At 71.1% G+C, this 18953-nt stretch carries 19 protein-coding genes; 8 read left to right on the forward strand and 11 right to left on the reverse strand.

Translation table 11 applies throughout. From position 1 onward, the window contains the following. The first annotated feature begins 95 nt into the window (after positions 1-95). Together ACWCP0_RS06860 and ACWCP0_RS06865 are read left to right on the forward strand one after the other, a co-directional pair. Positions 96-971 carry a winged helix-turn-helix domain-containing protein gene (locus ACWCP0_RS06860; protein ID WP_451077810.1) on the forward strand — a complete coding sequence of 292 codons (876 nt, stop codon included), beginning with the start codon at positions 96-98 and terminating at the stop codon, positions 969-971. 83 nt (positions 972-1054) lie between these two features. After that, the gene (locus ACWCP0_RS06865; protein WP_451077811.1) at positions 1055-3346 is read left to right on the forward strand and encodes a phosphotransferase; all 2292 of its coding nucleotides are present in this window, start codon (positions 1055-1057) and stop codon (positions 3344-3346) included. Here the strand turns inward: ACWCP0_RS06865 and ACWCP0_RS06870 are convergent. Both ACWCP0_RS06870 and ACWCP0_RS06875 read right to left on the reverse strand, forming a co-directional pair. Beyond that, positions 3327-4082: an ABC transporter permease gene (locus tag ACWCP0_RS06870; protein ID WP_451077812.1), complete on the reverse strand. Its 756-nt coding sequence runs from the start codon at positions 4080-4082 to the stop codon at positions 3327-3329. The genes ACWCP0_RS06865 and ACWCP0_RS06870 overlap by 20 nt on opposite strands. Further along, on the reverse strand, positions 4075-5109 hold the full coding sequence (locus ACWCP0_RS06875) for an ATP-binding cassette domain-containing protein (RefSeq protein ID WP_451077813.1): 1035 nt from the start codon (positions 5107-5109) through the stop codon (positions 4075-4077). The genes ACWCP0_RS06870 and ACWCP0_RS06875 overlap by 8 nt, the downstream gene beginning before the upstream one ends. A gap of 90 nt (positions 5110-5199) precedes the next feature. Here ACWCP0_RS06875 and ACWCP0_RS06880 point away from each other — a divergent pair, with 90 nt between their 5' ends. Further along, positions 5200-5973 carry a TetR/AcrR family transcriptional regulator gene (locus tag ACWCP0_RS06880; RefSeq protein ID WP_451077814.1) on the forward strand — a complete coding sequence of 258 codons (774 nt, stop codon included), beginning with the start codon at positions 5200-5202 and terminating at the stop codon, positions 5971-5973. A gap of 462 nt (positions 5974-6435) precedes the next feature. On the opposite strand, the gene ACWCP0_RS06885 is transcribed toward ACWCP0_RS06880, so the two are convergent. The 6 genes from ACWCP0_RS06885 to ACWCP0_RS06910 all read right to left on the reverse strand — a co-directional run bounded on the left by ACWCP0_RS06885 (position 6436) and on the right by ACWCP0_RS06910 (position 12187). After that, positions 6436-7068, reverse strand: coding sequence for a dihydrofolate reductase family protein (locus ACWCP0_RS06885; RefSeq protein ID WP_451077815.1), 633 nt, complete (start codon positions 7066-7068; stop codon positions 6436-6438). 56 nt (positions 7069-7124) lie between these two features. Then, entirely contained in the window at positions 7125-8525 is a 1401-nt protein-coding gene (locus ACWCP0_RS06890) for an MFS transporter (protein WP_451078042.1), read from the reverse strand. 250 nt (positions 8526-8775) lie between these two features. Continuing rightward, positions 8776-9264 carry a MarR family winged helix-turn-helix transcriptional regulator gene (locus ACWCP0_RS06895; RefSeq protein ID WP_451077816.1) on the reverse strand — a complete coding sequence of 163 codons (489 nt, stop codon included), beginning with the start codon at positions 9262-9264 and terminating at the stop codon, positions 8776-8778. 117 nt (positions 9265-9381) lie between these two features. Further along, positions 9382-10632: an RNA polymerase sigma factor gene (locus ACWCP0_RS06900; RefSeq protein WP_451077817.1), complete on the reverse strand. Its 1251-nt coding sequence runs from the start codon at positions 10630-10632 to the stop codon at positions 9382-9384. Beyond that, positions 10625-10981: a YciI family protein gene (locus ACWCP0_RS06905; protein WP_451077818.1), complete on the reverse strand. Its 357-nt coding sequence runs from the start codon at positions 10979-10981 to the stop codon at positions 10625-10627. The genes ACWCP0_RS06900 and ACWCP0_RS06905 overlap by 8 nt, the downstream gene beginning before the upstream one ends. A gap of 72 nt (positions 10982-11053) precedes the next feature. Next, on the reverse strand, positions 11054-12187 hold the full coding sequence (locus tag ACWCP0_RS06910; RefSeq protein ID WP_451077819.1) for a helix-turn-helix transcriptional regulator: 1134 nt from the start codon (positions 12185-12187) through the stop codon (positions 11054-11056). Between the two features lie 98 nt (positions 12188-12285). Here ACWCP0_RS06910 and ACWCP0_RS06915 point away from each other — a divergent pair, with 98 nt between their 5' ends. After that, positions 12286-13125, forward strand: coding sequence for an NAD(P)H-binding protein (locus ACWCP0_RS06915; protein WP_451077820.1), 840 nt, complete (start codon positions 12286-12288; stop codon positions 13123-13125). A gap of 16 nt (positions 13126-13141) precedes the next feature. Beyond that, the gene (locus tag ACWCP0_RS06920) at positions 13142-13675 is read left to right on the forward strand and encodes a GNAT family N-acetyltransferase (protein WP_451077821.1); all 534 of its coding nucleotides are present in this window, start codon (positions 13142-13144) and stop codon (positions 13673-13675) included. A gap of 86 nt (positions 13676-13761) precedes the next feature. On the opposite strand, the gene ACWCP0_RS06925 is transcribed toward ACWCP0_RS06920, so the two are convergent. Together ACWCP0_RS06925 and ACWCP0_RS06930 are read right to left on the reverse strand one after the other, a co-directional pair. Next, positions 13762-14115, reverse strand: a complete 354-nt coding sequence (locus ACWCP0_RS06925; RefSeq protein ID WP_451077822.1) for a hypothetical protein — start codon at positions 14113-14115, stop codon at positions 13762-13764. Positions 14116-14316: 201 nt separating this feature from the next. Continuing rightward, positions 14317-15225 (reverse strand): aminoglycoside phosphotransferase family protein, encoded by a 909-nt coding sequence (locus tag ACWCP0_RS06930; protein ID WP_451077823.1) that lies wholly within the window; start codon positions 15223-15225, stop codon positions 14317-14319. Between the two features lie 486 nt (positions 15226-15711). Between ACWCP0_RS06930 and ACWCP0_RS06935 the strand changes: the two genes are divergently transcribed. The 3 genes from ACWCP0_RS06935 (at position 15712) to ACWCP0_RS06945 (ending at position 17291) form a co-directional block, all read left to right on the forward strand. Continuing rightward, on the forward strand, positions 15712-16158 hold the full coding sequence (locus ACWCP0_RS06935) for a helix-turn-helix domain-containing protein (RefSeq protein ID WP_351229841.1): 447 nt from the start codon (positions 15712-15714) through the stop codon (positions 16156-16158). A 26-nt stretch (positions 16159-16184) separates the two neighbouring features. Beyond that, complete coding sequence (locus ACWCP0_RS06940; protein ID WP_451077824.1) at positions 16185-16811, forward strand: hypothetical protein; 627 nt, start codon at positions 16185-16187, stop codon at positions 16809-16811. Between the two features lie 141 nt (positions 16812-16952). Next, complete coding sequence (locus tag ACWCP0_RS06945) at positions 16953-17291, forward strand: DUF2516 family protein (protein WP_451078043.1); 339 nt, start codon at positions 16953-16955, stop codon at positions 17289-17291. A 130-nt stretch (positions 17292-17421) separates the two neighbouring features. On the opposite strand, the gene ACWCP0_RS06950 is transcribed toward ACWCP0_RS06945, so the two are convergent. Continuing rightward, entirely contained in the window at positions 17422-18717 is a 1296-nt protein-coding gene (locus ACWCP0_RS06950; protein ID WP_451077825.1) for a PP2C family protein-serine/threonine phosphatase, read from the reverse strand. Between the last annotated feature and the right edge of the window lie 236 nt (positions 18718-18953).

Genomic DNA, 18953 nt, shown 5'->3' on the forward strand with positions numbered 1-18953 from the left:
CCTTTCCGTCAGATCGCTTAACCCGTAGGGATGTAGGCCCGCCAATTTGACCGAAAGTGGTATGAGGGAGCGGCCGGAAGGGGTACGGTCACGGCGTGGGGAGCAGACAGTCCGGCGAGGGGGCCGGCCGGGAGTTCCAGCGTGTCGCGGACACGCTGAGGTCCCAGCTGGCCGACGGCGGATACCCGGTCGACGCCGTGCTGCCCACACAGCGGCAGCTCGCCGAGACGTTCGGCGTCTCCCGCGACACCGTGCAGCGCGCACTGCGGGAGCTCGCCGACGAAGGGTGGATCGAGTCCCGTCAGGGCAGCGGCTCGCGCGTTCTCAAGAGCAGCCAGACGATCCACACCTCGTCGAGCACCCGGAAGGCGGGCACCGGACGGGTGACTCTCGCCCCGTTCATCCGGGCGGCCTTCGAGCAGCCGGAGGTGACCCTGGACGCGTTCACCCTGACCTCCGAGTCGCTCGACACCCATCTGCGTGTCCAGTCGGAGCGGGTGCGCAGCGGTGAGATCGGCCCGCGCCGCATCACCGTCCGTCTCCTGCTCCCTGATCTGCGGCAGCCGTCGGTCTATCCGCGGAACGTGGCGGATCCGGAAGACCTGCGGCCGCTGGAGCGACTGCGCGACATCAGCCGCCGCCACGCCGATTCGCTGCGCGACACGCTCCACGACCTGCGGCGCGAGGGCCTGGTGGCCGAGGCGGACCTTCACGTCGGCCACGTACCGCAGTACCCCACCGCCAAGCTCTATCTGCTCAACGGCACGGACGCGCTGCACGGCTTCTACGACCTGACCGAGCGCAAGGTGCTGCTGCCTCCGGACGACGAGGAGGTCGTCATCAGGGACGTGCTGGGCGTGGGGGCGACCCTCTTCCACTATGCGAAGGACGGCGACCCGGGCTCCCAGGGGTCCGTCTTCGTCGAGGCCGCACAGGTGTGGTTCGACTCCCACTGGAAGGTGAAGCAGTAGTAACGAAGCGCGTCGCCACCGGGCTCAGGCCGCTAAGGTGTGCGTCATCATCAACGCCCCCGTGACTGTTTCAGGAGCGGCTTGTGGGTGCTACCCCTGCGGCCGTTCTGCCGGCCGCAGTCCCGCCCGACGACGGCGCGCCCGCGCACCGTCACGGCACGCCCGACGACGGCGCGCTCGCCCGCTTCGTCCGTGACGCGACGCGCACCGCGGTGACGACCCGGGGGCATCACAACCGCAACTTCATCGTCCCACTCGACAAGCCCATGGCGCGTTTCCTCGGGCGGTGTGCAGGGGAACGCGTCACGGTGCGCCGGCGGATGCGGGGAGTGCTCCAGGTCGTCATCAGGACGTGGGAGGACGAGCGGCTCGTCCTCGACACGCTCAAGGGTGTGCTGCCCCATGTGCCCGAGTGCCTGGCGGTGGTCGGGGACACGGCCGTGCACAGCTATGTGGAGGGCGTGCCGCTGTCGAGCGTGTGCGAGTACGGCAAGCCGGTCGACCCGCGGCTCGTCGAGGCGTTCGCCGGACTGCTCGCCCAGACGGTGCGGGTGCGCAGGGAGAACCTGCCGGAGCTGCCGTACGGGTGGCCGAAGGACGGTGACAGCGAGGCGTTCCTGCGGACCTTGGCGAGGCTCGCCGACCAGCAGATCCGGCAGCCCAATTGGACCGAGTTCGGAGAGCTGTTCATGGCACTGGGGGTCCCCGAGGACGCCCTGCGGAGGTTCGCCGACCGGATTCCCCGTATGGCGGCCCGGCCGTTCGGCCTGCTGCACACGGATCTCCACCGGGACAACGTGATCATCCCCTACTACGGCGACAGTGGTCCGCCGCTCGTGTGCGTCGACTGGGAACTGGCGACCTACGGTGACCCGCTGCACGACCTCGCGACGCATCTCGTACGGATGCGTTACCCGGACGTCCAGGAGCAGGAGGTCGTGGACGCCTGGTGCCGGGCGGTGGGCGAGATCCGGCCGGACGTCGTGAACGGCGTCGAGGATCTGGGTCACTACATCGCTTTCGAGCAGGCGCAGTCCGTCTATCCCGATGTGATGCGTGCGGTGAACCGACTGGACGGCACGGATCTGCCGAGGGATCTCGCGCAGGCCGCCGATTCGGTGCAGCGGGCGCTCCAAGCGGCACAGGAACCATTGCAGTTGGGCGAACTGCCCTCTCTGCCGGCGATCGAGCAGGTGATCCACCGCTGGCACATGACCGCCCGCTCCGGTCGTCACGCCAGGGGCCGGAGCAGACAGTCGGCGGTCCTGTGGCAGGCGGACGTCCAGGTGCCGGAGCGCCCGGGATTCCCGTGGACGGCGGTGACGGAGGCCCTGGCCGCCGAGGCGGCGGCACCCGCCGAGCGCGTGTTCAAGGGCACGCACCACATCAACACGATCGTGGACGTGGCGAGCGCCGGTGCGTCCGTCGTCGTACGGCGCAGGGCGAGCGGACCCAGGCGCGCGGAGCCATGCGTCCTGGACGAGCACAAGGTGCTGCTGGCACTGGAACAGCTGCCGGTCGGGGCCGTTCGGGCGCCGCGGATTCTCGCGCTCGGCTACAAGGGGCTGTCGGACCGTTTCGCGATCCACTCCTACGAGGGTCCCGGGGACTACTTCCAGCCACCGGATCACCCCGTGTCGGGGCTGCTGCCGCACGAGGCGGACGATCTCGTGGATCAGCTGGCCGCGCTCGTGCACATCGACACGGGCCCGCTCGACGACGCCGTGAGCAGCGACACGTTCTACCGCTTGCTCAGCGACCGGCTCGTGGAGCTGGTCCGGGGTCTGCCCAAGGAATCGCTTCAGCTCGCGCGCGTGCTCGGGCTGCCTGCGGCCGACCGGCTGAAGGAGATGCTGGACAGCCGCACCGTCACACCGCGGACTCCCGTGCTGCTCCACGGCGACCTCAACCCCTGGAACCTGGTCAGGGGCAGCCGGTCAGGTCCGCTCACGATCATCGACTGGGAGATGGCGATGATCGGCGACCCGCTCTACGACCTGGTACGCCATCTCCATCTGACCCGGCACCGTTCCGAGATCGGCCGGCGCATGTTCCGGCGCTGGGAACGGAGCCTCCCCCCGGATTACGTAAAGGGCTGGGAGGAGGACCGTCGCACCTACCGCTGGATCGAGCTCGTCCGCTCCGCCTACATCGATCTGGACCGGCTGGTGACGGGCGTGGGCCTGGACGCGCCCAATGTGCGCAAGGCCGTCGACTCGTACGCCGTGACCCTCTACGCGGCGACGGCGTCGCTGGGGCTCCGCGGGGGTCGCGTGGTCAATCCGTACCTCATCGCGGCGCTGCCCGAGGGAGACAGAGTGATACCGGGCGCGAAGCCGCGGGCCGAGTCGCCGGTCACTTCGTCCGCACGCTGAACAGCACCCCGGACAGCCCGACCCCCACCGCCAACAGCCCCGCGCACCACCCCAGCGCGATCCAGGGTGTGTTGCCCACCGGCTGGTCCAGCAGGAGGCCGCGGAGGGACTCGAGCACCGGGGTGACCGGCTGGTGTTCCGCGAAGCCGTGGAGCCAGGACGGCATCGTCCCGATCGGGACGAACGCGCTGCTCGGGTAGGGCAGGAACATCATGAAGAAGGTGAATCCGCCCGCCGCCTCGGGGGACTTGGCGAGCAGGCCCGCGGCAGCCGAGAGCCAGGAAATGGCGACGATGAAGGCGAGCAGGATGCCGGCTGCCGCGAGCGCGGCGGAGGCGGAGGCCGAGGGGCGGAAGCCGATCGCGAAGGCGACGACGAGGACGAGAGCGGTCGAGACGAGGTTGCGGGCGGCGCTGGCGGTCACGTGGCCCGCCAGGATGGGGATGCCGCCGATGTCGAGGGAGCGGAAACGGTCGATGATGCCGCTCTTCATGTCTTCGCTGACGCTCACGGCGGTGGTGGAGGAGCCGAAGCCGGCGCAGAGGAGCAGAACGCCGGGGACGACGTAGGTGACGTACTCCGTACCGGTGTCGATGGCGCCGCCGAAGAAGTAGACGAAGATCAGCATCAGCATGACCGGCAGCAGCATGCTGGTGATGACGGCGTCGATGTTGCGCCTGCTGAGGCGGATGCCGCGGCCCGTGAGTGTCAGGGCGTCGGACAGGGCGTCAGGCACGGGTGGGCTCCTTTTCCGTGGGCGTGTCGGTGTCGGTTTCTGTGTCCGTGGGTGCGGGGGTACGGGTGTGCGTCGTCGTCGCGGCGGGCGCGGTGCGGGTGAGGGCGAGGAAGACGTCGTCGAGCGTCGCCGAGTGGAGCGAGAAGCGGGCCACGTCCCGGTGGTGCGGGTCGAGTTCGTCGAGCAGCGCGCGGACATGGGCGGCGGTGCCATCGGTCGGGATGCCGAGGGTGAGGGCCTCGGGGGAGCGGTGCACGGCCCGGTCGGCGTGCCGGTCGTACGCTGCACGGTCGGCCAGGACCAGGTCGATGCGATGACCGGCGACGCGGCGCTTGAGCTCGTCAGCCGTGCCCTCGGCGACGAGCACGCCGCCGTCGATCACGGCGATGCGGTCGGCGAGCCCGTCGGCCTCCTCAAGGTACTGAGTTGTGAGGAAGACGGTGGCGCCGCGGCCCGCCAGGTCGCGCACGGCCTGCCAGAGCTGCCGGCGGCTGCGTGGGTCGAGGCCGGTCGTCGGCTCGTCGAGGAAGATCACCTCCGGGTCGCCGACCAGCCCGGCGGCGAGATCGAGCCGGCGCCGCATGCCGCCCGAGTACGTACGCGCCAGGCGCCGCGCGGCGTCCGTGAGGTCGAAGCGGTCGAGGAGTTCGGTGGCGCGCCGGCGGGCCGCGGTGCGGGAGGCGCCGCCGAGGCGGGCCATCATGCGCAGGTTCTCCTCGCCCGTCTGTGTGTCGTCGATCGCCGCGAACTGCCCGGTCAGGCTGATGGCCCTGCGGACGGTGGCGCGCTCGGTGACGACGTCGTGCCCCGCGACGCGGGCGTGGCCCGCGTCGGCCGTCGTGAGCGTGGTGAGGATGCGGATGGTGGTGGTCTTGCCCGCACCGTTGGGACCGAGGAGCGAGAAGACGGTGCCGCGTTCGACACGCAGGTCGACGCCGTGCAGGACGCCGACTGCTCCGTACGACTTCGTGAGTCCGTGTGCCTCGATTGCGGCCGATGCGCCGTGGCCGGCGTGGTCTGTCCCCATGAGCCTCCCCCTTCTGCGTATGGCATACGCGTTACTGCGTAAGGGTTACGCATTACTAGGATGTTCGTCAAGCGACAAGGAGGCGGTGGCGTGGTGGCGGACAGAAGCGGCAGCGGCGACACCGGGCTGCCGGCCGGTATCGAGGCAGCCTGGGGCCTGCGGGAACGCCCGTCGAAGGGGCCGAAGCCCGGCATCGGCCTGGACCGGATCGTCGACGCCGCGATCCGGCTGGCGGCCGACGAAGGTCTCGCGGCGGTGTCCATGGGGCGGGTCGCGAAGGCGCTCGGCGTCTCGACGATGTCGCTCTACCGGTACGTCGGCGCGAAGGACGAGCTGTACGTACTGATGCAGGAGGCCGTCATCGGCACCCCGCCGCCCGTCGCGCAGGGCGCGGGCTGGCGAGAGGCGCTCACGTCCTGGGCGCGGGCGCAGCGCGCGGTGTTCCAGCGTCATCTGTGGGCGCTGCGCATCCCGGTCTCCGGCCCGCCGGCCACGCCCAACATGGTGGCCTGGTGGGAGCAGGGCCTCGTGGCGCTTGAGACCACGGGCCTCGGCTCCGGGGACAAGATCTCCGTGATCCTGCTGGTCAGCGGCTTCGTACGGAGCGAGGCGACGATGATGGCCGACCTGGACGCGGCCGTGCGGGCGAGCGGCACCCCCGAGCAGTTCGCCGCCCGGTACGAGAACATGCTCACCCGCCTCGCCGACCCGGTCCGCTACCCGTCCGTGGCCGCGCTCCTGAAGACGGGCGTGATGACCGAGCCGGACGAACCGGACTACGAGTTCACCTTCGGGCTCGACCGCATCCTGGACGGCGTCGCCGCGCTGGTCGCCCGGAGCGCCGGGCCGGACCAGGGCTGCTGACGGGCTTTCACGCCGTCAGCGCCACCTTGCCCACCAGGCGCTGCGACTCGATCGCCGTATGAGCCTCCGATGTCCGGTCCAGGGGGAAGCCGCGCCGATCACCGAGTGCAGGGTGCCAGAAGCAGCGGCGGCGAGGGCGCGGGTAGGCCGGTTCGGTATGGACCGAGGGCGAGAGCCGGACGTCCGCGATGCCCAGCAGGCGTACGTCCCGGCGCCCGGCTCCGCGGGTCCGCGGCGGCGAAGCCGCCCGTCGGGGCGCCGTGGACCGAGAAGCGGCCGGCCGTCGGCGCCGACGGCCGCGACGACCTGGCCCGGGCAGGCCTCCGGTTCCGGGGCCTCCGCCGGGGCCAGGGCGTCGGGGCCGCCGAAGTCGATCACCGTGTGACGCGCATGCTGTCCACGCCTCTCCCGGAGTGCCGAGCCGTCGTGCTGGGACGTCTGGAACGTACACCTTGGCCGAGGTCAAACTCCCTTGGTGACGCGGTACTTGAGATGGGTCGCGTTCGAGGTGTGGACCACGCGCAGCGGCTCGAGCTCCTGGTGCAGCGCGCCCAGCCTGTCGAACAGCCGCAGGCCCTCCCCGAACAGCACCGGCAGCACATGCAGCTGGATCTCGTCCACCAGTCCTGCGCGAAGGAACTGCTGGACCGTCTCCGCGCCGCCCGCGATGTCGACGTTCCGGTCGCCGGACGCGGCCCTGGCCTGCTCCAGGGCGCTGTGGATGCCGTCGGTCACGAAGGTGTAGCTGGTGCCGCCCTCCTTGACCTCGGGCCGGCGGGGACGGTGGGTCAGGACGAACACCGGCGCGCGGAAGGGAGGGTTGTCCCCCCACGGCTTCTCCCCGGTGTCGAACATCGTCCGGCCCATCACCACCGCGCCCGTCGCGTCGAACCACTCGCCGACGATCTCCGAGTCGCGGTTGTGCTCGCCGCCGGTCATGCCCTGGCGCTCCCGCCAGCTCGCCAGTCCGGCCATCCACTCGTGCAGGCGCAGCCCGCCGTCGCCGCCCGGATTGCCGATGCCGGCGTGGGGTCCGGCGATGCAGCCGTCGAGCGACATCATCAGGTCTGCGGTCACTGTCACGTTCGTCGTCATGGTGGCTCCCGAGGTCGGCCGTGGTCGTGGTGCCTGGTGGTCCCTGGTGGTCCCACTCAAAGCGTCGATCGGGAGCCGGCGTTTTCGACACGCGCAGAGGGCCGGATCGGGAGGGCCGGCCGCGGAGGCGTACGGAGCAGGGTGAGCGCCACCACGAATGCGGTGCCGATGAGCCCCGCGCCGACGGCGAAGGCCAGCTGGTAGCCGCTGGTCAGCGCCTCGGCCCGGCTGCTGCCGTCCGACACCCGGCTACCGGTGCGGGCGGCCGCCAGCGTGGAGAGCACCGCGACGCCCAGGGCCATCCCGATCTGCGCGGTCGTGTTGAAGACCCCGGAGGCGAGCCCTGCGTCCTCCTCGCTCGCGCCGGACATCCCGAGCGAGGTCAGTGCGGGCAGCGCCAGCCCGAAGCCGGCGGCCAGCAGCATGACGGGCAACAGGTCGAGCGCGTAGTCGGCGTGCACGGGGAGCCGGGTGAGCAGCCCGAGGAGCCCGCCCAGGAGCACAAGCCCCACCAGCAGGACGGTGCGTTCGCCGAAGCGGGCGATCAGCCGGGCGGAGACGCCCAGGGACACCGCTCCGATGACGAGGGCCGCCGGGAGCATGGCGAGCCCGGTCCCGAGGGCGCCGTATCCACGGACCTGCTGCAGATAGAGGGCGACGAGGATCTGGAAGGAGAACAGGGCGGCCACCATCAGCATCTGGACCAGGTTCGCCCCGAGGACGTTGCGCGGGCGGAGGATCCGCAGCGGCATGAGCGGCGTGCGGGCCGTGGCCTGACGTGCGGCGAACGCGGCGAGCAGGACGACGGCGAGGGCGCCGAGGCCGAGCGTGTGTGACGAGGCCCAGCCGTACGCCTCGACCTTGACGACGGTGTAGACCCCGAGCATCAGCCCGGCCGTGACGAGGAGCGCGCCGATGACATCGGCGCCCGCGCTCAGACCGATGCCGCGGTCGCCGGGCAGGACGGGTACGGCGACGGCGAGAGCCGCGAGGCCGATCGGCAGGTTGATGAAGAAGATCCAGTGCCAGTCGAGCACATCGGTGAGTACGCCACCGAGCACCTGTCCGAGCGACGCCCCGGCGGCGCCGGTGAAACTGAACACGGCGATGGCCTTCGCGCGCTCCTTGGGCTCGGTGAAGAGCGTGACGAGAATGCCCAGGCCGACGGCCGAGGCCAGCGCGCTGCCGACGCCCTGGAGGAAGCGGGCGGCGATCAGCACTCCGGGCGACGTCGCGATCCCGGCGATGAGCGAGGCCACGGTGAACACGGCGGTCCCGGCCAGGAACATCCGCTTCCGGCCGAGCAGGTCGCCGAGCCGCCCCGCGAGGAGCAGCAGACCTGCGAAGGCGATGAGGTAGGCGTTGACGACCCAGCTGAGGCCGGCGGGGGAGAAGCCCAGGTCGTTCTGGATGGCCGGCATGGCAACGGTGACGATGCTGCCGTCGAGGATCGTCATCAGCGTGGCCGTGGCGATGACGGCGAGGGCGAGCCAGCGGGAGTCGGTGGACACGGAGGTCTCCTGTCGGGCCGTCGGAAGGGTCGACCAGAGAGACCGTAACAGATGGTTTTGTTGCAGACTATCTTTCTCGGGTCGATACTTGTGCGGCGTTCTGCTTCCCGCGCCGCCTCACTCCCTCGTGTCTCGCTTCCTGGCGCCTCGCTTCCCGCTGCCTGACTTCCCCTGCTGCCTCACTTCCCCCGCCGTCTCACATTCCGCGCTGCCTCGCCCGCCGGGTCGGCCGCGGACTCTCGGCCGGAGTGGCCAGACCGCCGCCGGCCAGCTGGTTCAGCGCCCGCAGCAGCGTTTCCCTGTCCTCGTCGGCGAGCGTGCCGAGCGCCTCCGCGTGCACGCGATCCACGATCTTCCGGCTCTTCCCGGCGATCCGCGCACCCTCCTCGGTCACCGCGATGATCCGCGCGCGCCGGTCCCGGCCGGACGGGCGCCGCTCGGCCAGTCCGGCCTCCTCCAGGGCGTCCACGGTCACGACCATGGTGGTCTTGTCCATGTCACCGATCTCCGCGAGCTGTGCCTGTGTCCGCTCCTCCTCCAGGGCGTGCACGAGTACGCAGTGCATCCGCGCGGTCAGGCCGATCTCGCCGAGCGCGGCGGCCATCCGCGTGCGCAGCACATGGCTGGTGTGGTCGAGGAGAAAGGACAGGTCGGGGGCGGTGCGGGCGGGTGTCATGGCGGTCATGCGTGCCAGCGTAACAAGTTGATTCCGTGGCGGATTATTCGAAAGTGGACTTTCTGGTCGCGCTGTCGTTCGCTCGAACGCTCGTGTGCGGAGCATCAGCCGCTCATATGCGCAGCATCAGCCGAGCGCTTCGCGGCTGTGCCGCAGGAAGTCCCGCTCGGCCGCGTTCTGCGTGCGGGCGCTCGCCGCCTCGTACGCCTCGGCGGCCTCTTCCCCACGACCCAGGCGGCGCAACAGGTCGGCGCGCACGGCATGGAACACGTGGTAGCCGTCGAGCCGTGCGTCCAGGCCGTCCACCAGGGCGAGCGCCGCTTCCGGGCCCTCGACCTCGGCCACCGCGACCGCGCGGTTGAGGGCGACGACCGGGTTCGGGGCGATCGCGTACAGCTGGTCGTACAGCTGCAGGGTCTGCGACCAGTCGGTCGCGGCCGCGGTCGGAGCGTCGCTGTGGACGGCGTTGACCGCCGCCTGGATCTGGTACGGGCCGGGCCGGCCGCGGCGCAGGCACTGCCGCACGATGGCCTGGCCCTCGTCGATCAGGCCGCGGTCCCAGCGGCCTCGGTCCTGGTCCGCGAGCGGGACGAGCCCGCCGTCCGGGGTCGTGCGTGCCGACCGGCGCGACCCCACGAGCAGCATGAGCGCGAGCAGGCCCATGACCTCGGGCTCGTCGGGCATGAGTTCCGCAAGGAGCCGGCCGAGGCGGACGGCCTCCGTGCAGAGGTCCTCGCGGACGAGCTGCTCGCCCGAACTGGCGGCGTATCCCTCGTTGAAGACGAGATAGACGACGGCCAGCACGGCCCGGACGCGGTCCGGGAGGTCGGCGTCGGCAGGGACCCGGTAGGGGATCCGCGCGTCACGGATCTTGCCCTTGGCGCGGACCAGCCGCTGCGCCATGGTCGGCTCGCTCACGAGGAAGGCGCGGGCGATCTCCGGGGTGCCGAGGCCGCCGAGCAGACGGAGGGTCAGGGCGACCTGGGCGGCGGGGGCGAGCGCGGGATGGCAGCAGGTGAAGATCAGGCGTAGCCGGTCGTCGCGCACGGGTCCCTCCTCGTCGGGGCCGTCGGGGCCGTCCGGGCCGTCGCCCGCACGGCGGGTGTACAGCAGGGCGGCTTGCGCGTGCCGGTCCTCGCGGGACGCTTCCCTGCGGAGCCTGTCGACGGCCCGGTTGCGGGCGGTGGTGATGATCCAGCCGGACGGGCTCGGCGGCAGCCCGGTCGTGGGCCACCGCTCCACCGCCGTGGTGAACGCGTCCTGGACCGCCTCCTCGGCGATGTCGATGTCACCGAAGACGCGGACCAGGACGGCGACGGCGCGCCCGTACTCCTCCCGGAACACGCGCTCCACCGCCGACGGTGTCACCTCAGGCACAGGTGCCGTGCTCCATGGGCCTGACCTCGATCGACAGGGGGGCGAGCACCCGGGCGTACCTGCGGCCCCACTCGAGCGCCGCGTCGAGATCGGGCGCCTGGATGACCGTGAACCCGCCGATGTGCTCCTTGCCCTCGACGTACGGGCCGTCCGTCATGAGCACCTCGTCGCCCTTCAGCTGCAGCACGGTGGCGGTGCTCGGCGCGTGCAGGCCCCCGGCGAACACCCAGGCGCCGGCCGCCCTGATCTCGGCGTTCAAGGCCTCGAGCTCCCGCATGATCGGTTCCAGGAACTCGGGTGGGGGAGTCGGTCCGTCGGGCTGGTAGATGCTGAGCAGGTACTGCTTCATGGTGGTCCTCCTTGACACCGGGTCCGTGCCCGGCCCGGGTGCGGTCACCCGCCATCCGGGCGCGGTCACCCTCTATACGAACGGCCCCGGCCCGGATCGACACATCGCCGCACCGTCCTCAGGATTTTCTGGGGGCTTCTTTCCGTCGGGCTTCTTTCCGACGGGCTTCTGGCCGGCGGGCTGCGCGGCGGCCCCCGCCGGTGGCCCGTACGTGGCGGCGAGCTCGACCGCCAGCCGCGCCAGCCGTTCCCGGGCCGCCGGCGGCTCCAGGACCTCGACGCGCGCACCGAGACCGGCCAGCTGCGCCGCCACGATCTCCGGCGACGGCCCGTCGATCTCCACCTCGAACCATTCGCTGCTGGTGCCGGTGCTGCTGCCGCCGCCGCTGTCGGCGGCGTCGCGGTCGCTGCCGCCGTCGTCCGACGCTGCTGCGCCGATCCGCAGCCGCCCGCCGAAGAGCCCTTCCAGTACGGCCTCGGTGCCGCGTTCCGCCCTGGCCCGGACGGTCGTCGCGAGCATGCGGTCCTCCATGCGCGCGGCGAGCGAGCGCCAGGCGGCGGTGAGGTCGAAACCGTCCGGGCGTACGACCGGATCGCCGGTCGTCTCGACGGACCTGATGCGGCTGAGCCGGAACGTCCGCAGCCCGCGGTCGGTGTCCGCGACGAGATACGGCACACCGGCCTTGGCGGCGAGGCCGAGCGGGTGCACCGTCCGCACGCCCGCGGGCCTGCCGGGACCGGCGTACCCGAGCCGGACCTGTGCGCCGTCCACCACCGCGCGGCGCAGGACGTCGAGCTGGGGCGTCGCGGCCGTGACGGGGGAGCGCGACCAGTCGGTGTCGTCGGTGACACCGGCGGCCGCCGCCGCCTCCGCACCGGAGCGCAGCGTGGCGGGCAGGGCACGGACCAGCTTGCGCAGCGCCGTTCGTGACGCTGGCGTCGTCGACAGCGGCCCCGCCATCAGGAACAGCGCGCGGATCTCGTCGGCGGTCAGCCCGCTGAGGTCGGTCCGGGCGCCGCCGACCAGCGACCAGCCGCCGCCCCGCCCGCGCTGGGAGTAGACGGGGATTCCGGCCGCCGCCAGCGCCTCCAGGTCCCGGCGGGCCGTGCGCTCGGACACTTCGAGCTCCGCGGCGACCTCCGCCACGGTCACCCGTCCGCGCGACTGCAGGAACAGCAGCGTCGCCACCAGACGATCGGCTCTCATACCGATTCATTCTGCTCCGGAAAGTGGCCAGAAGATGGCCTGTTCGAGTTCCAGGATGGTGCCGACAGCAGCGCTGGACACGGAAATGGGAGCTGAACATGATCGTGGTGACCGGAGCCACCGGGAACGTCGGACGCCCGCTCGTGCAGGAACTCGCCGCGGCAGGCGAGCAGGTGACGGCGGTTTCGAGACGGCCGTCGCACGCGGAGGCACAGGACGGCGTACGGCACCGGCAGGCCGACCTGGCCGTACCCGAGAGCCTCGCGCCCGTGCTCGACGGGGCCGACGCGCTCCACCTCCTCGTCGCCGGAGGCGGCGAGGGCCTGAACCCCCGCGCCCTCCTCGACGTCGCCAAGTCCGCCGGCGTGCGACGGGTGGTTCTTCAGTCGTCCCAGATCACCGGGACCCGTCCGGACGCCCCTTCCCACGCCCACCTGCGTGCCTTCGAGGACGCCGTCCGGCAGTCGGGCCTCGACTGGACCGTGCTGCGGCCCGGCGGCTTCGCCTCCAACGCGTACATGTGGGCGGAGTCGGTCCGCTCCCGTCACGCGGTCGCCGCGCCCTTCGGCGACGTCGCGCTCCCGGTCATCGACCCGGCCGACATCGCCGAGGTCGCCGCCGCTGCCCTGCGCGACGGGCGTCACGCGGGCCGTACGTACGAACTCACCGGCCCGGCGCCGGTCTCCCCGCGCGAACAGGCCCACGCCATCGGCGACGTCCTGGGCACACCGCTCCGCTTCACCGAACTCACCCGGGCCGAGGCCCGCTCGGCCATGCTCCGGTTCATGCCCGAACCGGTGGTGGACGGCACCCTGTCCCTCCTGGGCGAACCGACGGCAGCCGAACGGCGGGTGAGCCCCGACGCGGAGCGGGTCCTCGGCCGGCCGGCCCGTACCTTCGCCGAGTGGGCGGTGCGCAACGCCGAGGCGTTCCGCTGATGCGTACCGTTCTCCCATGCCCGAACTCCAGCGCCTCCGCCTCGACCACGCCCCGGCCTTGCTCGCGTTCGAGCAGGAGAACCGGGCCTACTTCGCCGCGTCCATTCCGGACCGTGGCGACGACTACTTCGTCGAATTCGACGCACGCCACAGCGACTTGCTCGCCGAGCAGGACGCCGGACTGCACGTCTTCCATGTGCTGGTGGACAGCGGTGGTGACATCCTGGGGCGGGTCAACCTGATCGACGTGGCGGACGGCTCCGCCGAGATCGGGTACCGGATCGCCGAGAAGGCGGCCGGTCAGGGCCTGGCCACGAGCGCCGTCCGCCAGGTGTGCGTGCTTGCCGCGTCGGAGTACGGACTGACCACGTTGCGGGCCGTGACGACCCGCGACAACGCCGGGTCGCGAGCCGTCCTCGCCCGTACGGGATTCCTACCGACCGGCGAGATGGTGCTGGTCGGCCGTCCGGGGATCCGCTACGTACGGGACCTGAGCCGCACCGGCGCCGGGGCGGCCGCCCCGGCCGCCGCCCCTCGCGGCAACGGCTGAGCGGACAGCGGACGCAGGGTGAAGCGGACGCAGGACGAAGCGGCCGCGGGGACGGTGGACGCGGGGACCGTGGATGAGAGCGACGGTCAGCGAACGCGCCTCAGGCGGTCGACCAGCCGGCGGAGCTCACCGCGTCCGCGGCGAGGACGCGGCTGACGTGGTCGCCGGCTCGCCGCGACTCGCCGGCCCGCGGCGTCGTCGCTCGGCCTCCCCTGGCCGTCGGGCGACAGGAGGGGCGCCTTGCGTTCCGACTGCGCCCGGACCTCGTAGTAGGACTCGTGCGCGGTTACGCGGAACGCCTCGTCGTAGGAGGCCATCGCCGCGCGGACGGCCGCGCCGGCGAGGCCGCGGCGGCGGACGTGGACGGCCACCCAGGTGAAGAAGCCCATGACAGCGGCGAGGCCACCGGCAAGCATCAGGAACGGCAAGAACCCACCCATGGGCCGGAGCCTACGTCCTCGCGCTTTCTGTCCTGTCCCATCGGAAGTGAGCTTTCGATGGGACTGTGACAGGGCGGTGCAGGTTCGGTGAGACGAGTTGGGCGGAGGGCGTGTCGGTGAAGGTGCTCCATTCCGCGCGGCGTTCCGTCGCGTTTCACTGAACCTGCGTCGTATTGCCCTTCTTCCTGGCCCGGGAGCCACTCAGCGCGCAGCGGCGTCAGTGAGGATTGCCTGAAGGCGTGCCTGGCATTCGGCGACGAAGGCGGGGAAGGTGTGCCAGTAGTAGGAGATTCCACTGACGCCCACCGCGATGGCCCAGGCGCGGGCGCGGGTCCAGGTCGCATCGTCGAGGTTCAAGGTCTCCCGGTAGGCCTGTCGTGCTTGTGGCGGCAGGTCCCAGACCGTGGAGTGCTCGGCGTCAGGAAAGCCAACCGAGAGTCCTCCGAAGTCGATGACTGCGTGGAGTTTGCCTTCCCGGACCAAGAGGTTGGTCGGCTTGAGGTCGCCGTGGAGCCACACGTGAGGTCCGGAGGGCTCGGGCAGTGCGAGCGCAGCTCGCCACAACTGTTCCAGAGTGTCGACGTCGAGCTCAGAACCCACGGTGGTTCGGCAGTCGTCGAGACACCTACTGATCCATTGGTCGCATGGTCCCAGGCTGCCTCCGCGGTACCAGCTGAGGCCATCGGCGCGAGTCGCTCCCATGAGGTCGATGCGGTGGAGCTCCCTCACGACCGCCGCCAGGTCGGTTCCGAAGGCAGGCCAGTCCTGAATGGTGTCCGGGCCGGCCTCGGCACCGTCAATCCAGCGGTAGACCGACCAGACCAGTGGAAAGGCGTCGGCGGGCGTCCCGGCATGGACGGGCTCGGGAATCGGACATGAAAGGAGGGGCGCCAGGCGAGGAAGCCATTCCTGTTCCTTCCGCACGGACTGCCCGTTATCGGCGGTTCGTGGAAGTCGCACGAGCAGGTCATCGCCCAGCCGATACATGGTGTTGTCCGTGCCCGCGCCTGCGGGCGACAACGGTAGGGCAGCCCACTCTGGGCGCTGTGCTTTCAGCAGTGATCGGACTAGCGTCTCGTCGACTGGGATCTCATTCTCGTGAAGCGTCACGTCGGAAATCTCATCGCTGGATGGAACGGGAAGCCAGCCCCTTGGCGAAGTGAAACTGCCGGACCGGCGCGACATCCTCGAACCGGACGTCCCAATGATCAGCGAGGGAACCCGCCACCTGCCCCTGGCCCGGGACGACGAACTCCAGACCGAAACGGGCTCCCGGCCGACCTGACCGATCTGCCCTGAGCACGGCATATCCCATCAGCCAGCCGTCCCCTCGTGCCACGACAAGAGACCGTAGGCACCTGGCGCTGCCACTGGGGCAGGTTCGCTGAGACGTGGCCGCGCCAGCCGGGGAGCCGAGTGCGCCACAGAGCAGATTCAGTGAGACTGCGGCTCAGCGGTGTCCAGCTTCAGCGACATCGAGCAGGCGGCGTGAGACGGGACGCTTTCCTCGGACCCTGCTCCGTCCGAGCGTGACGGGACACACTTTTGCAAGCAGGTGCTTGCAATTGTTAGCGCCCATGTCGCAGTATCGGGGGTATGGCATCACTCAACGTCGGCAATCTCGGTGACTACCTCCGCGAGCAGCGGCGCAACGCCCAGCTCTCGCTGCGGCAGCTCGCCGATGCCGCCGGGGTGTCGAATCCGTACCTCAGTCAGATCGAGCGCGGGCTGCGCAAGCCCAGCGCCGAGGTGTTGCAGCAGGTCGCGAAGGCGCTGCGGATCTCGGCCGAGACGCTGTACGTACGGGCCGGGATTCTGGACGAGCGGGAGCGGGACGAGCTGGAGACGCGGGCCGTCATCCTCGCCGACCCGTCGATCAACGAGCGGCAGAAGCAGGTTCTTCTGCAGATCTACGACTCGTTCCGCAAGGAGAACGGCTTCGACGCCGATACGGATAAGGACACCGCCGATGACGGCCCCCGCACGGCCGACGCACGTGGTGCCGATGGACCCGCATCACCCGTACGTGAACCCGAACTCTGACTCTGCGATCCGGGAGGACCACAGTCATGGCCATCGCTGATGACCTGCGCAAGACGTTCACCGACCCGACCCCCCTCTACTTCGCGGCCGGCACGGCCGACCTCGCCGTGCAGCAGGCCAAGAAGGTGCCCGCGCTGATCGAGCAGCTGCGGGCCGAGGCGCCCGCGCGGTTCGAGGCGGTGCGGGAGACCGACCCGAAGGCCGTGCAGGAGAAGGTGACCGCCCAGGCCAAGGAGGCCCAGGCCACCGTCCAGGCCAAGGTCACCGAGGTGCTCGGGACCCTGGACACCGATCTGAAGAAGCTGGGCGAGACCGCCCAGGACCTGGCGCTGCGGGGCGTGGGGGTGGCCGCCGAGTACGCGGTCCGTGCCCGCGAGACGTACGAGAAGGTCGCCGAGCACGGCGAGCAGACCGTGAAGGCCTGGCGCGGCGAGGCGGCCGAGGAGATCGCCGAGATCGCGGTCGCCGTCGAGCCCAAGGCGGAGGAGTCCAACAGCTCCGAGCCCAAGGCCAACGGCACCTCGGTGAAGAGCGCTCCCGAGGCCAAGGCCACCACGGAGGGGCGTCCCCAGGCCGCCGCCCCGGCTCCCCGCAAGGCACCGGCGCGTAGTAAGCCGGCGGCCAAGAAGAGCAGCCCTTCCTCCGGAAAGTAGGACCTGACAACCGGGGGATACAGGCCGACGCCCTCACGGGCCGGGCACGTCATCGGTGCCCGGCCCGTTGCCGTGGGTAGATACGGGGTACGTTGGCCGCGAGGCGCTTCACATCACTCTTAGGCGGTGCTCATGATCGGCATGTGGATGGGCGGATTCGAAAGTCTCCTCTGGCTGGTGCTCGGCCTGGTCATGCTTGTCCTGGCGGTCGCCGCGCTGGTCATGGCCGCTCTCGCGCGCGAGGACGCCTACCGCGCCGCCGACAAGCAGACCAAGATGTTCTGGCTGATCCTGCTGGGCGTCACGGTCGCCGTGGATCTCTTCCTGCAGATGCTGTTCCTGCAGATCGCCGGCCTGATCGCGACGATCGTCTTCCTCGTCGACGTGCGGCCCGCGCTCCAGCAGGTCTCGGGTGGCCGTGGCCGCCGCGGCGGGTCCAGCAGCGACGGTCCGTACGGTCCGTACAACGGCGGCCGGTAGGGCCGGGGGCCCGTCGGGGCCCGGCCAGGGAGGCGTCCCGGGCCGTCCCGCCCGCGGCTTCCCGCCCGTCGAGTCCGGCTCGCCGAGTCCGGCCGGTCGAGTCCGGCCCGCCGGGGTCCTGCAGGTTCCGTCAGCGCACGCGGTCCAGCAGCAGCACGGCCACGTCGTCCGTCAGGTCCCCGCCGTTCAACTCCCGCACCTCGGCCACCGCGGCCTCCAGCAGCGCCTCACCGCGGAGCCCCGCCGCCAGCCGACGGTTGATCATCTCGACCATGCCGTCCTGGCCCAGGCGCTCCCCGTCCGGGGAGGTCCGGCCCTCGATGAGCCCGTCCGTGTACATCATCAGGCTCCAGGCCGCGCCCAGCTCGACCTGACGGCGCGGCCAGCGGGCGTTCGGCAGCAGGCCGAGTGCCGGGCCGCCGTTCTCGTACGGGAGCAGCTGCGCCGCCTGGCCCCTGCGGGCGATCAGCGGGGAGGGGTGGCCGGCCAGGCACAGGCCCGCCCGGCGCCCGTCCGGCGCGATGTCGACCATGCAGAGCGTCGCGAAGATCTCGTCGCTCTCCCGCTCGTGCTCCAGCACCTGCTGCAGCGTGGAGAGCAGCTCGTCGCCGCACAGCCCCGCGAACGTCAGCGCCCGCCACGCGATCCGCAGCTCCACGCCGAGCGCCGCCTCGTCCGGCCCGTGGCCGCAGACGTCGCCGATCATGGCGTGGACCGTGCCGTCCGGGGTGCGGACCGTGTCGTAGAAGTCGCCGCCGAGCAGAGCGCGGGAGCGGCCCGGCCGGTAGCGGGCAGCGAACCGCAGATCCGAGCCCTGGAGGAGGGGCGTGGGCAGCAGGCCGCGCTCCAGACGGGCGTTCTCCTGCGCCCGCAGCCGCGACTCGGCCAGCTTCACCTGCGCGGTGTCGGCGCGCTTGCGTTCGACGGCGTACCGGATGGCGCGGCTCAGGGTCCGGCCGTCCAGTTCGGTGCGGAGCAGGAAGTCCTGCGCACCCACGCGCACCGCCTCGGCCGCCCGCTCGGCGTCCGCCTCGGCGGTGAGCGCCAGCACGGCGTGGCACGGCGCGAGGCGCAGGACGTGCCGCAGGACGGCGAGCTCGTCGGCGTCCTCGCCGGACTGGCCGCGTACGCGTCCGGGCAGGGCCAGGTCGACGAGGATGCAGTGGATGTCGTCCGTGAGCAGCCGCTCGGCCTCGGTGAGGTTGCGGGCGGTACGGATACGCACACGGGTCCCGGCAGCGTCCAGCATCTCGGGGACGGTGAACGTGCCCGCCGGGTCGTCCTCGATGACGAGGAGCGTGAGGTCGCTGCCGTTGGTGGTCTCGGTGACGGTGTCGCGCATGGGCGGTACGGAGACAGGCGGTACGGCGGGGGCCGGTACTGCTACGGGCGAGCCGGTCCGCTGGCGCGGAACGGGTACGTGCATCTGTCTGGTTTCCTTCCCTCCCCCCGAGGGCGCGGCAGGTCGACGATCGACGTCCCGCCAGACGGGGACCATAGCGGTAGCGGGCGGTGCATTGGAATGGCGTGGCGAGAAGATCGGATGGCATATGCCGCGCATCGGGAGGTAGTTGCCCCGCCGGTGATGACGAACGTCACGCGTCGCGGGTGACCGGCGTCACGCGATCACCGCGTGACGCCTGTCACCACGATGCCAGTTAC

The organism is Streptomyces sp. NPDC001970 (assembly GCF_053594115.1).